This window comes from Rhodococcus pseudokoreensis, from assembly GCF_017068395.1.
In the GTDB taxonomy this organism is placed as follows: domain Bacteria; phylum Actinomycetota; class Actinomycetes; order Mycobacteriales; family Mycobacteriaceae; genus Rhodococcus_F; species Rhodococcus_F pseudokoreensis.
Map to the genome: position 1 here is coordinate 1,851,383 of NZ_CP070619.1, position 12,460 is coordinate 1,863,842.

Consider the following 12,460-nt stretch of genomic DNA (forward strand, 5'->3'; position numbering starts at 1 on the left):
AACCGACCCCGATTCCGCGCAACACCAACTCGCATGGAGCCCCCCTCGGTAACCCGGTCCGATTATCGATGCACATCGTGCCCTGCCGGTGGTCACGGCTCAATAGCGACCCGCCGAAATGCCGGGGTCGGAGGCCGAACCGGCCGGCGCCGTAACCCGGGGTACTGCGCGGAGGACGGCTAGAATGCGGGTGTTCGAATCAGCAGGCACGGAGGCAGGGGACGGCTTGACACGAGATTGCCTCGACCCACTCGTGATTTCGCGTCTGCGCGCCAGCTTTTCGTCGATCGTGTCCACCGAACACGGCCACAACCGGCTCACCACCACGTTCTACGCCACCCTGTTCGCCGAACACCCCGAATTCCGCGCGCTCTTCCCGGCGGCGATGGATCAGCAGAGTCATCGCCTGTTCCAGGCGCTGCAGTACGTCATCGACAACCTCGAGGACGCAGACCGGATCCTCGGTTTCCTGAGCCAGCTCGGCCGCGACCACCGCAAGTACGGCGTCGAGGGCAGGCACTACTTCGCGTCGGGCCATGCGCTGCTGGTCGCCGTGCAGAGCTCCTTCACCCAGGCCATCTGGACGCCGTCACTGACCGCGGCGTGGACGGAACTGCTCGACCTACTCCTGAACACGATGGCCGACGCCGCGGACAACGACGACCTGCCCGCCGCCTGGGGCGCCACCGTCGTCGATCACGAACGCCGCCTCGACGATCTCGCGATCGTCCGGCTCGAGACCGACTCCCCCATCCCCTACGGCGCGGGCCAGTACCTCAGCGTCCAGATCCCGCAGCGCCCCCGGATGTGGCGGTACCTGTCGGCGGCCATCCCCGCCAACCCGCACGGACAGCTCGAATTCCACGTCCGCCGGGTGTCGGGCGGGTGGGTCAGTCCGGCCATCGTGAACGAGACGCAGGTCGGCGACCGCTGGCTGCTCAGCTCGCCGCTCGGCGGGCTGGAGGTGGACCGCGAGAGCGGTCAGGACGTCCTGATGATCGGTTCGGGGACGGGCATTGCGCCGCTGCGCGCGCAGGTGATGGAAATGGCGATGCGGTCGAACAACCCGCGCGTCCACATGTTCGTGGGCGGCAAGTACCCGTGCGACCTGTACGACATCGAGACACTGTGGCACCTGTCGCTGAGCAATCCGTGGCTGACCGTGGTTCCCGTCTCCGAGGAGGACGAGGACCCGTGGTGGCACACGAGTCCCGCCCCCGAGGCGCCGCCGGGGTTGCATCAGCGACTCCAGGGCCAGCTGGGCCGGGTGGTCGCGCGGTTCGGGTCGTGGGCGGACCGGCAGATCCAGATCTCCGGTTCACCGGCGATGATCAAGACCACCGTGTACGCCCTGCAGGGCGGCGGCACCCCGCCCGAACTGATCCGCCACGACCCCCTGATCTAGTCGCGCAGCCAGCCCCTGCCCATCCGCCATCCGGTTCGACCGTCGGGAGAGCATCACGCCATGCAAGCCACGCAGACCACCTGGACCAGCACCGTCGTCGAACATCACCGACTGCGGCACGACCTCGCCGTCGTCCGCCTCGTCGGTGACTTCGTCCCGTTCGAGCCGGGGCAGTACGTGGACGTGAGCGTGCCCCAGAATCCGCGGCTGCTGCGCAGGCTCTCCCCCGCCCTTCCGCCGTCGCTGGACGGCAAACTCGAATTCCACGTCCGCACGGTGCCGGGTGGCTGGGTCAGCGGCGACATCGTCACGGGGACCTCGCCGGGCGACCAGTGGCAGATCCTCGAACCGCGCGGCACGATGTCCGTCGACGAGGACGGACCGGACGTCATCATGATCGCCGGCGGCACCGGCCTCGCCCCGTTCCGGTCGATCCTGCTGGACCTGTCGCGCAGGCCGAATCCGCCGCGGGTGTTCCTGTTCACGGGTGATCGGACACCGCGCGATCTCTACGCGTCCGACATGCTGTACCTGCTGCTGCAGAATCTGCCGTGGCTCACCGTCATTCCGGTGGTGGAGAACGTCGCGAATCCGGACTGGACCGACGAATGGTACGAGCGCACCAGAGTGGATGTGGGGTTCACCGAGGACGACCTCATCGAGGGCTCGCTGCCCGACGTCGTCACGTCCTACGGCGCGTTCACCGAGCACCAGGTGCTGGTGTGCGGTTCGGCGGCGATGGTCCGCGCCACCCTCGACCGGCTCCGCGACACCGGGACCCCTACCGAGAACATTCAGTTCGACCCGTACTGAGCGGTCCGATCAGTAGGACGGGTCGTGCCGGATGTTCTCCGGCGGCGTGCCTGCCGCGTGCAGCCGGAACTTGGTGGTGTTGATCATGGCCTCGGAGCCGACGAGCTGGATGTCGCGTTCGGCCCACGTCCCGAAGTCGGCGACGACCTGTCCGACCTTGCCGGTCAGCCTGCGGTGCATGCCGGGCATCCCGGCACTGCCGGGGCCCGTGTACCACCACGGGTCCTCGTCTTCCTCGGTGACCGGGACGACGGTCAGCCACGGATTCTGCTCCGCGAGCGCCCACAGGGTGCCCAGGTCGTAGAGGTCGCAGGGGTACCGGCCCGCGAAGAAGAGGTGGACGCGCCGGTCCTGGCCGCGCTGCGACATCTGGAGGATCTGTGCGCGCAGCGGGGCGATGCCGGTCCCCGATCCGATCATGAGAATGTCGCGACCGTTCTCGTAGCGGATTCCGAGGTCGCCGAGCGGGGATCCGACCACCCACCGCTCGCCCACGAGTGTCTGGGTGACGATGGCGGGGCTCACCCAGCCGCCCGACACCCGGCGGACGTGGAACTCGATGATGCCCTGGTCGTTGGCGGGGTTCGCCGGCGACAGGTACCGCCACATCCGGGGCCGGGACGGCACCTGCACGCTCACGAACTGACCTGCGGTGTACATCATCGGCTCGTCGAGTTGCAGTCGGATGATCGAGACGTCCTTGCGGACCTGCAGGTGCTCGATCACGGTCGCACCCCAGGCCGGCGGGCCGCTCTCGGCGTTGGCCGCGTCCATCATGGTGGCGGCGACGACGGCGAGGACGTCGCGCCACGCCTGCTCGAGTTCGTCGGTCCACGGCTCGGTGGACGGGAATTGCTCGACGGCGGCGATCAGGGAGTTGCCGACGGCGACGTAGTGCGCGTCCTCGATCCCGTACTTGCGGTGGTCCCGGCCGAGTTGGGCGAGGTAGGCGAGGATCTGCCCGGAGTCCTCCTCGAGCCGCTCGATCACGTACTGGACGGCGGCGATCAGCCGGTCGCGTTGCTCGTCCATGGCGGCGGGGAAGAAGTCACGGGCTTCGGGATACCGGGCGAACAGCAGGGCATAGAAGGACCGCGACAGAGTCTGAGGCCCGTCCGGCACTGCCGCGATAGCCTTGAAACTCGACCGGACCAGCGATATTGCCTGTGAATCCACCGCGCATCCTCGTCACCGACCGAACGCGGCCCCGCCGCGAAGTACTTGGGCAGACTATAGGCGTGGGCGCCACGCCGCAGACCAGGTCCCTTGTTTCTCGCCCCAGTCGTGCTATCCGACCGCTCGGTCTGCACTTTCCCAGTACCGGGAGCGCAACGCCTTCTTGTCCAGTTTGCCCAGCGGGGTCAGGGGCAGGGTGTCGACGAAATCGATCGACTTGGGGGCGTGCACCGACCCCTTCGCGGCCCGGACCCGTTCGACGAGTTCGGCGGCCTCCACCGTCTGCCCCGCCCGCAGCACCACGCACGCCTTGACGGCCTCGCCCCACTTCTCGTCCGGGACGCCGACCACCGCGACCGAGCCGACGGCGGGGTGCGCCGAGATGACGTCCTCGATCTCGCGGGGGAACACGTTGAATCCGCCGGTGACGATCATGTCCTTCTTGCGGTCGACGATCGTCATGAAACCGTCCTTGTCCTTGCGCGCGACGTCGCCCGTGTGCAGCCACCCACCGCGGAACGCCTCGGCGGTCTCGTCGGGTTTGTTCCAGTACCCCTTCATGACGAGGGGGCCGCGGACGCAGATCTCGCCGAGTTCGCCCTGCGGGACCTCGTTCAGGTCGTCGTCGAGCAGTGCCACGTTCAGCCAGGGCACGGGACGTCCGCACGTCGCGAGGCGGCTGGGATCGTCCGGCAGATGCTCCTCCTTCCGCAGCACCGCGATGGTCATTCCGCATTCGGTCTGGCCGTAGAACTGGAAGAAGATCTGGCCGAACTTCTCGATGCCCTCCTTCAGCCGGGCCGGCGACATCGCCGACGCTCCGTAGAACAGCGTCTGCAGGCTGGACACGTCCCGCTTCGGCAGGTCGGGATGATCCATCAGCAGGTAGATCATGGTGGGGACGAGCATCGTCGCGGAGATCTTGTGCTTCTCGATCGCCTCGAGCACGGCGCCGGGTTCGAACGCGGGCAGCACGATCAGCGCGCCGCCGCGCAGCAGGGTGGGGATGAAGAACGCCGCGCCGGCGTGCGACAGCGGCGTGCAGATGAGGAAACGCGGTTCGTCGGGCCACTGCCATTCGGCCATCTGGATCTGATTGAGGGTGGCGCCGGACTGGTAGGAGCCGACGACGCCCTTCGGCTTGCCGGTGGTGCCGCCGGTGTAGACCATGCTGCTGTTGTCGTCGGCGGCCACGTCCGCCGCCCGCAGGCGTTGCGGGGTGAACGTCTCGGCGAGGGCCAGGATGTCGGTGCCCACCTCGGACGGTCCCAACGACAACACGTTCTCGATCGACGGCGACTGCGCCACCAGTTCGGCGGCGCGCCCCTCGAAGGCGGTGGGATCGAAGATCAGGGTCCGGATCTCGGCGTCGCCGACGATGTAGAGGTGGTCGTCGAGCGAGCCCATCGGGTTCAGTGCGCTGGCGCGGCATCCGGAGATCATGGTGGCGCCCATGCTGATGAGCACTTCGGGCCGGTTCTTGGACAGCATGGCGGTGCTCGTCCCCTTGCCGATCCCGAGCGAAGCCAGTGCCTGCGCAAAGCAACTGATCTGATCGCGCATCTCACCGCCGGTGAGAACGACGTCGCCGAGGTAGAGCGCCGGCTTGTCGGAATTGCGGTCCAGTGCAGTGATGAGGAGGTCTGCAGCGAAGGCGGGTCGATGCAGATCTGCGAACTCGTCGGTCATCTGTGATCCTTCTACTCCCGCGAGGCCGGGGTGCGTCGTCCGGCGGTCTGGATTTTCTGTGTCCTGGGTCACCGACACCCTAACCGGAAACCGGCAAAACTGAAACCTGTTCCACTCACGTCGCGGGTGGCGATCACCGCTCCCGGCCGGGTCACGTCCGATAACGTGAGATCCATGACTCCGCAAGATCGGGTTGCCGAACGGATCTCGACAGCGGCCCGGAACGCGCACGTCTTCCTCGCGACGGCGGAATCCCTCACCGGCGGGCAGATCTCGTGCCTTCTCGGCGCGGCACCGGCGTCCTCCGACTGGTACCGGGGCAGCGTGGTCGCCTATTCCAGCGAGGTGAAACATCGGGTGCTGAAGGTGCCCGACGGTCCCGTCGTCAGCGAGGCCAGTGCCCGCGCGATGGCGGGGGCGGTCGCGGAACTGCTCGGAGCCGACATCGCCGTCGCGGTGACCGGGGCGGGCGGGCCCGACCCCCAGGACGGGCAACCCCCGGGCACCGTCTGGTTCGGACTCTTCGCCCACGGCCGCATCGACACGGAGATGCACCGCTTCGACGGCGAACCGCAGGACGTCGTGACGGCCACGACCGCACACGCACTGGTCCTGCTCGAGCAGGCGCTGACCTCGGTGCCGGGCCGCGTGCCTCCACCCGTCGCGTAAATCTCCGGGAGCCGGGTAATCGTCCGCGAGGGCACCGCCACACCCGAGGAGGATTTCCGTGCCGAAGACCACCGAGAGCGGCAAGCCGAAGAAGAGCGAACTCCCCGAGACCCTGAAGAAGTCGCCCGAGAAGGCGCAGCGCACGTTCGCCAAGGTGTACGACTCCGCTATGGACCAGTACGGGGACGAGGAACGAGCGCACCGCGTCGCGTTCGACGCCCTCAAACACAGCTACGAGAAGGTCGGCGACCACTGGGAGGCCAAGGCCGAGAAGGGCCCTTCCGACGAGCGGGCGGAGAGCGGCGGCCCGAACCCGTCCGGTGAGACCGCCGAGGGCGTCGACGCCAACGCGAGCAAGGAGCACCTGATGCACCTCGCGCAGCGACTCGACATCCACGGCCGATCGACCATGACCAAGGACGAACTCGTCGAGGCCCTCGTCAAGGCCAACCGGAGAGCACGATGAGAGCCGTCACCTGGCAGGGCAGGCAGAAGGTCAGCGTCGACACCGTGCCCGACCCGGTGATCGAACAGAAGACGGACGCGATCGTCGAGATCACCACCACCAACATCTGCGGTTCCGACCTGCACCTGTACGAGGTACTCGGCGCGTTCATGAGCGAGGGCGACATCCTCGGGCACGAGCCGATGGGCATCGTCCGCGAGGTGGGGTCCGAGGTGACCGACGTGAAGGTCGGTGACCGGGTGGTCATCCCGTTCCAGATATCCTGCGGCAGTTGCCACATGTGCGACCGGAAGCTGTTCACCCAGTGCGAGGTCACGCAGATCCGGGACGAGGGCATGGGCGCGGCACTGTTCGGCTACTCGAAGTTGTACGGCAGCGTCCCCGGCGGTCAGGCCGAGTATCTCCGGGTGCCGCATGTGAAAAACACCCACATCAAGGTCCCGGAGGGCCCACCGGATTCGCGGTTCGTGTACCTGTCCGACGTGCTGCCGACGGCATGGCAGGCCGTCGAATACGCGAACGTGCCCGACGGTGGCTCCGTCGTCGTTCTCGGGCTCGGTCCGATCGGCGACATGGCGGCACGCATCGCCGCGCACAAGGGTTTTCGGGTCATCGGTGTGGATCTCGTGCCCGAGCGTCTCGCCCGCGCGAAGGCGCGGCAGATCGAGACGGTCGACCTGAACGACGCCGGGAGCGAACTCGGCGGCCTCATCCGGGACATGACCCACGGCCGCGGTCCCGATTCCGTCATCGACGCCGTCGGTATGGAGGCGCACGGCTCCCCCACCGCGAAACTCCTGCAGCAGGTCACGTCGTTTCTTCCCGACGCCGTCGCGGCCCCGCTGATGTCGACGGTGGGAATCGATCGCCTGCACGCCCTGTACTCGGCCATCGACATCGTGCGGCGCGGCGGCACCATCTCACTCAGCGGGGTGTACGGCGGGATGGCCGACCCGATCCCGATGCTCACGTTGTTCGACAAGCAGATTCAGCTGCACATGGGCCAGGCCAACGTCAAGCGGTGGGCCCCGGACATCCTGCCGCTGCTCACTGACGACGACCCCCTCGGCGTCGACACGTTCGCCACTCACGAGCTGCCCCTGGACCACGCACCGCACGCGTACGAGATCTTCCAGAAGAAGCAGGACGGCGCGGTGAAGATCCTCCTGAAGCCGTAACACTCTCCCGTCGAAAGGAATTGCCCATGACATCGGCAGACACACTGCGCGGCCGGAAGGTCGCGATCCTCGCCACCGACGGCGTCGAGGAAGTCGAACTCGTCGAACCCCGTGCCGCCGTCGAGAAGGCCGGTGCGCAGGTGCGCCTGATCTCGCTGTCCCCCGGCAAGATCCAGGCGATGAGCTCGGATGTGAACGCGACAGGCACCTATGCCGTCGACGCCGTCGTCGGCGACGTGTCCGCCGCCGACTTCGACGCACTGATCCTGCCGGGCGGCACCACGAACCCCGACCACCTCCGGATGGAGTCGGCCGTCGGATTCGTCCGCGACTTCGTCAATTCGGGCAAACCGGTGGGCGTGATCTGCCACGGACCGTGGACCCTCGTCGAGGCCGATGTCGTCCGCGGCCGCACGCTCACGTCGTATCCGAGCGTGCGCACCGACATCCGCAACGCGGGCGGGACCGTCGTCGACGAGGAAGTGGTGGTCGACAACGGATTGGTCTCCAGCCGCAATCCCGGCGACCTCCCCGCGTTCTGCGCGAAGATCGTCGAGGAATTCGCCGAGGGTCGCTACCCGCGGTGATTTAACCGGGTGTCGTCATCCGGCATCGGGGACCGTCACCACCACCCGGGTGCCCGATCCGGGCGAGGAGGTCACGTCGAAGGTGCCGCCGAGGCTCTCGACCCGCACGATGTGCGACGCCAACCCGATGTGCCCCTGCGCCACCCGTTCCGGGACGACGGCGGGATCGAATCCGGTGCCGTCGTCGGCGACCGTCAACGTGGTCAGCCCACCGGCGCGGGTGAGCGCGAGTTCGACCGTCGTGGCTCGCGCGTGCTTGGTGACGTTGGTGAGCAGTTCCCGGGCCACCCGGTACAGCAGTTCCTGGCAGTCGGGGTGACCGACGTCGTCGAGGCTCACCGACATCTCGATCTCACCGCGCCGGGCGAAGTGGTCCGCGAGTTCCCGCAGCGCCGCGGTCAGACCCAGCTGCGCGAGTACCTGCGGGTGCAGGGTGGTGACGGTGGAGCGCAGTTGCGCCGCGGTCTCGCGGAGAGCGGTTTCGGCGGCGTCGAGTTGCGCGTCCGGGTGCCGCTCCAGCGCCTCCTCCACATCCAGCCGCGCTGCGAGGACATTCTGCAGGGGCCCGTCGTGGAGGTGCTCGGCGAGTTGCCGCCGCTCGCGTTCCTCGGCGCCCATCGATTCCGCGATCAGCTGCCTGCGCACGTCCATCAGCGAGATGACCGTCGCGGAACGTCGCACCAGCACGTACGACAACGCCGTCGTCGCGGCCGCGAGCCACAACAGGAATCCGAAGTAGAGGTACACCTCGTCGGGGAAACCCACGAGGTCGTCGCGTTTCGAGTACACGATCCACACCACCTGGTACCCGACGGCGGTGCAGACCCCGACGATCGCCGTCAGCCGCGGCCGGTACTGGAACGCCACCGAGATCGGCAGCAGGAAGAACACCGGCAGCAGCACCGACGTCGCGCCGCCCGACGCGATGCACAACGCCACCACGGCGGAGACGTCCGCGGCGGTGGACACCCAGCCCGCCCACGGACCGACGTCCCGGACGAGGACGAAGATCAGCCAGCCGGCCGCGAGCAGCGCATATCCGATCAGGAGCCCGGCGAACACGTCGGGCTGCCAGTGCGTCACGCTGATCACCGGCCCGAGGAGCGCCATCAGCCCGATCAGCGGTAGCCGGAGAATGGCGGTCACCCGGACCGCCTCGGTGGTGTAGCGCCGGACTACGCGACTCTGCGACGTCTCGCGCACGTCACTCCAGCAAACCGCGTCGCATCGCCTCGGCCACGGCGGCCGCGCGGTCGCTCACCCCGAGCTTCTCGTAGAGGCGCTGGACGTGGGTCTTGACCGTCGACGGCGCCAGGTACAGCTCCCCGGCGATCGTGGGGATGCTCTGGCCGCGTGCGATGAGCGCCAGCACTTCCTTCTCCCGGCCGCTCAGCACCGGCCCGACCGGTTCGCTGCGGCGCCGCACCTCGCCGGCCAGCCCGACGGCGAGGGAGGCGGGCAGGACGTCGCGGCCCTGAGCGCAGTCGAGGACTGCCTTCACGATCTCCGCCCTGGTCGACTCCTTCGGCAGGAATCCCGCCGCCCCCTCCTGCAGCGCGTGGTAGACGATCGCGGACTCGTCGTGCGCCGACAGCAGCAGCACCCGGGTGGCGAGTTCGGCACGCCGCACGGCCGCCGCCACCTGCGAACCGTCCAGTTCCGGCATCCGGTAGTCGAGGAGCGCGACGTCGGGGGCGAGTTCACGGATCAGGGCGAGCGCCGCCGCACCGTCGTCCGCCTCGCCGACGACCTCGATGTCGCCGCTCGCGAGGAGGGCCCGCACGACGCCGTCCCGGAAGATCGGGTGATCGTCGCCCACCACGACCCGCACGGCGGTCACGGCGCGGTCCGATCCGGGTCGGCTCCGGCGAAGTCCATTGCTCACTTTCTCACGAGACCGGGCCCGCGCGGAGCACTTCGCGGCGCCGGTGTCCCCCGATCGGGGGACACCGGATTCATCCCGCCCTCGGTCCTGTCGGTGGACAGACTGCGGCGCACATTCGCGACATAGTTGGTGCACACCGGAAAACGGGGAGATCGGAAAACGAAAACCCCACGGCCCCAGACGTTCCCCCCAAGAGTCACAACTCAGGAGAAGCCATCATGCGCACCAACGCCCGCCGCCGCATCGCCCTATTCATCGCACTGCCCGCCACCGCCTTGGCCGTCACCGGATTCGCCGTCGCGGCCGCCGGAGTCGCCACCGCGGGCACGATGCCGACGTCGGGACCGACGATCGCGATGACGATCAGCAACGACACCGACCTGCCGATGGTCCTCGCGGGATCGTCGAACCCCTACGGGCAGTGGATGCAGGCGCCGTCGGACTACCTCGCCCCGCACAGCAGCCAGATCGTGAAGGCATACTCCAACGACCCGAACGGCGTCGAGGTGGATGCCACCTACGCACTGCCCGGCGGCGCCCAGGCCGTGTTCCGCGCCGACAACTACAACAACATGACCGACGTCGACGGGACCCGCATCGACGGCAACTTCGGCCACGGCTACGGCATCAGCAGCTGGATCGACTCGGGCTACCCGAACATGAACGCCGGCTACCACCTGTACGGACAGCCCTGATCGACGACCACAACCTTCCACCGAACACTCCCCGAAAGACCGAGACCATGATCATGCACGTCACCCCCACGCCTACTCCCACCGTCTCCAAGGCACTGTGGAGCACCGAGGAGATCAAGGCACGACTCGAGCAGATGGACATTCCACGCTCACACACCCGCCGCGGGCCCCGCTGGGGCAGCCGCGACCGATAAGCCGGGGGGCTGGGGACGCGGTGTCGCACTGATTCACTCCGACAGGATCAGTGCGACACCGGTTCCGGTTCACACGGCGGGAAGGTCGGTCAGCGCTGGTGCCGCGGCTTCCAGACGACGAGCGCGTTGCTCCGCGGGATCGGCACCAGGTCGCGACGGTAACCGGCGTGGACCTTCGAGATCTCCTCCGCCAGCTCGCGAACCCGGTGTTGCAGAGCCTCCACCTGGTTGGTGAGTTCGATGATCCGCTTGATCCCGGCGAGATTGACACCCTCGTCCTGGGAGAGGCGCTGCACCTCGCGGAGCAACGCCACATCCCGCGGCGAGTAGCGTCGCCCACCACCGGACGTACGGTGCGGGGTGACGAGCCCGAGCCGGTCGTAATTGCGCAACGTCTGGGCGTGCATGCCCGCGAGTTCCGCGGCCACCGAGATCACGAAGATCTGGGCATCCGGATCAACGGCGGTTTCGCGTGGATCCCCGGTCGTGTCGCTCATCAGGCACCAGCCCACCCGGCCCTCGGATCGAATCCGCTGGCCTTCTCTGCTTCCAGATAGGTCTTCAGTGCTTCGGTGGCCGGGTCGTCGAGCTTCTGCGGAACCGCGACCTTGACCGTGACCAGCAGGTCACCGGCGCCACCGGCACGCTTGGGGACTCCCCGGCCGCGTACACGCAGGATCCGGCCGTCGGCCGTGCCCGCCGGAATCTTCACACCGACCCGGCCCTCCAGGGTGGGGACGGAGACGGTGGTTCCGAGCACGAGCTCGCCGTAACTGACGGGGACGACGAGGGTGAGGTCGTCGCCGTTGCGGCCGAACACCTTGTCGGGACGCACCCGGACCGTCACGAACAGGTCGCCGGACGGCGCGCCGCGCAGGCCCGCCTCGCCCTGGCCTGCCAGCCGGATCTTTTGTCCGTCACTGACACCCGCGGGGACGCGGACGGTGATCGTGCGGGTCCGGTTGGTGACGCCGTTGCCGTGGCAGACCTCGCACGGCGAGTCGATGATGGATCCGGTGCCGCGGCAGTCGTCGCACGGTTCACTGAACCCGAACGCGCCCTGGTTGCGGCTGACGATCCCGGTCCCGTTGCAGCGCGGGCAGACTCGCGGGCTGGTGCCCGGCTTGGCGCCGCTGCCGTGGCAGGTGGTGCATGGCGACGGGCTGGTCAGTCGCAGCGGAACCGTGACGCCCAGCGTGGCCTCGCGGAATTCGAGGGTCGTCTCCGTCTCGACGTCGCTGCCCCGGCGGGGCCGGTTCGTGGTGCGGGTCGCGCCGCCGCCACCGGCGCCGGCACCCCGGTTGAACAAGCCGCCGAAGATGTCGCCGAGGCCGCCGTCACCGGCCGCCGCGCCGCCGCCACCGAACAGGTCGTTGATGTCGAATCCGCCCTGGCCGAAACCGCCGGCTCCGGGGTTGAATCCGCCGCCGCCCTGACCGAATCCGCCGCTCGCGAACAGCCGCCGCGCCTCGTCGTATTCCTTGCGCTTGGCCGGATCGGACAGCACGGCGTGTGCTTCGCTGACGGACTTGAAACGCTCCTCGGCCTTCGTGTCGCCGGGGTTCGCGTCGGGGTGCAGGTCGCGGGCGAGCTTGCGGTACGCCTTCTTGATCTCGTCCGCGGATGCGTTGGACGAGACGCCCAGCTCCTTGTAGAAGTCCTTTTCGATCCACTCCCGCTGACTCACTGGGCGTCTCCTCCTC

At 68.1% G+C, this 12,460-nt stretch carries 14 protein-coding genes; 8 read left to right on the plus strand and 6 right to left on the minus strand.

Features of this window, described 5'->3' with window-relative positions:
- Positions 1-184 precede the first annotated feature (184 nt).
- Positions 185-1,405, plus strand: a complete 1,221-nt coding sequence (locus tag JWS13_RS14015) for a globin domain-containing protein (RefSeq protein ID WP_206006050.1) — start codon at positions 185-187, stop codon at positions 1,403-1,405.
- 60 nt (positions 1,406-1,465) lie between these two features.
- Positions 1,466-2,218 (plus strand): FAD-binding oxidoreductase, encoded by a 753-nt coding sequence (locus JWS13_RS14020; protein ID WP_206006052.1) that lies wholly within the window; start codon positions 1,466-1,468, stop codon positions 2,216-2,218.
- 9 nt (positions 2,219-2,227) lie between these two features.
- Here JWS13_RS14020 and JWS13_RS14025 read toward each other — a convergent pair whose 3' ends face one another.
- Together JWS13_RS14025 and JWS13_RS14030 are read right to left on the minus strand one after the other, a co-directional pair.
- A complete protein-coding gene (locus JWS13_RS14025) occupies positions 2,228-3,394 on the minus strand; it encodes an FAD-binding oxidoreductase (protein WP_206006054.1) in 1,167 nt (388 codons plus the stop codon).
- A gap of 111 nt (positions 3,395-3,505) precedes the next feature.
- Positions 3,506-5,083 (minus strand): AMP-binding protein, encoded by a 1,578-nt coding sequence (locus tag JWS13_RS14030; protein WP_206006056.1) that lies wholly within the window; start codon positions 5,081-5,083, stop codon positions 3,506-3,508.
- A 174-nt stretch (positions 5,084-5,257) separates the two neighbouring features.
- On the opposite strand from JWS13_RS14030, the gene JWS13_RS14035 reads away from it, so the two are divergent.
- From JWS13_RS14035 to JWS13_RS14050, 4 genes are read left to right on the plus strand one after another with little or no spacing between them, the layout of a single operon-like run.
- Positions 5,258-5,752 (plus strand): CinA family protein, encoded by a 495-nt coding sequence (locus tag JWS13_RS14035; RefSeq protein WP_206006058.1) that lies wholly within the window; start codon positions 5,258-5,260, stop codon positions 5,750-5,752.
- A gap of 58 nt (positions 5,753-5,810) precedes the next feature.
- Complete coding sequence (locus tag JWS13_RS14040) at positions 5,811-6,218, plus strand: ChaB family protein (RefSeq protein ID WP_206006060.1); 408 nt, start codon at positions 5,811-5,813, stop codon at positions 6,216-6,218.
- A complete protein-coding gene (locus tag JWS13_RS14045) occupies positions 6,215-7,396 on the plus strand; it encodes a zinc-dependent alcohol dehydrogenase (protein WP_206006062.1) in 1,182 nt (393 codons plus the stop codon). Before JWS13_RS14040 ends, JWS13_RS14045 begins: the two co-directional genes overlap by 4 nt.
- Before the next feature lie 26 nt (positions 7,397-7,422).
- Positions 7,423-7,983, plus strand: coding sequence for a type 1 glutamine amidotransferase domain-containing protein (locus tag JWS13_RS14050; protein ID WP_206006064.1), 561 nt, complete (start codon positions 7,423-7,425; stop codon positions 7,981-7,983).
- Between the two features lie 15 nt (positions 7,984-7,998).
- Here the strand turns inward: JWS13_RS14050 and JWS13_RS14055 are convergent, their stop codons facing one another.
- Together JWS13_RS14055 and JWS13_RS14060 are read right to left on the minus strand one after the other, a co-directional pair.
- A complete protein-coding gene (locus JWS13_RS14055) occupies positions 7,999-9,186 on the minus strand; it encodes a sensor histidine kinase (protein ID WP_206006066.1) in 1,188 nt (395 codons plus the stop codon).
- Position 9,187: 1 nt separating this feature from the next.
- Positions 9,188-9,823: a response regulator gene (locus JWS13_RS14060; RefSeq protein WP_072937397.1), complete on the minus strand. Its 636-nt coding sequence runs from the start codon at positions 9,821-9,823 to the stop codon at positions 9,188-9,190.
- A 263-nt stretch (positions 9,824-10,086) separates the two neighbouring features.
- Between JWS13_RS14060 and JWS13_RS14065 the strand changes: the two genes are divergently transcribed.
- Together JWS13_RS14065 and JWS13_RS14070 are read left to right on the plus strand one after the other, a co-directional pair.
- Positions 10,087-10,563: a hypothetical protein gene (locus tag JWS13_RS14065; protein ID WP_206006068.1), complete on the plus strand. Its 477-nt coding sequence runs from the start codon at positions 10,087-10,089 to the stop codon at positions 10,561-10,563.
- A 47-nt stretch (positions 10,564-10,610) separates the two neighbouring features.
- Positions 10,611-10,757, plus strand: coding sequence for a hypothetical protein (locus tag JWS13_RS14070; protein WP_167372165.1), 147 nt, complete (start codon positions 10,611-10,613; stop codon positions 10,755-10,757).
- 89 nt (positions 10,758-10,846) lie between these two features.
- Here the strand turns inward: JWS13_RS14070 and JWS13_RS14075 are convergent, their stop codons facing one another.
- Together JWS13_RS14075 and dnaJ are read right to left on the minus strand one after the other, a co-directional pair.
- Entirely contained in the window at positions 10,847-11,254 is a 408-nt protein-coding gene (locus JWS13_RS14075) for a heat shock protein transcriptional repressor HspR (RefSeq protein ID WP_072937428.1), read from the minus strand.
- Positions 11,254-12,444: a molecular chaperone DnaJ gene (gene dnaJ / locus JWS13_RS14080; RefSeq protein WP_206006070.1), complete on the minus strand. Its 1,191-nt coding sequence runs from the start codon at positions 12,442-12,444 to the stop codon at positions 11,254-11,256. Before dnaJ ends, JWS13_RS14075 begins: the two co-directional genes overlap by 1 nt.
- Positions 12,445-12,460 lie beyond the last annotated feature (16 nt).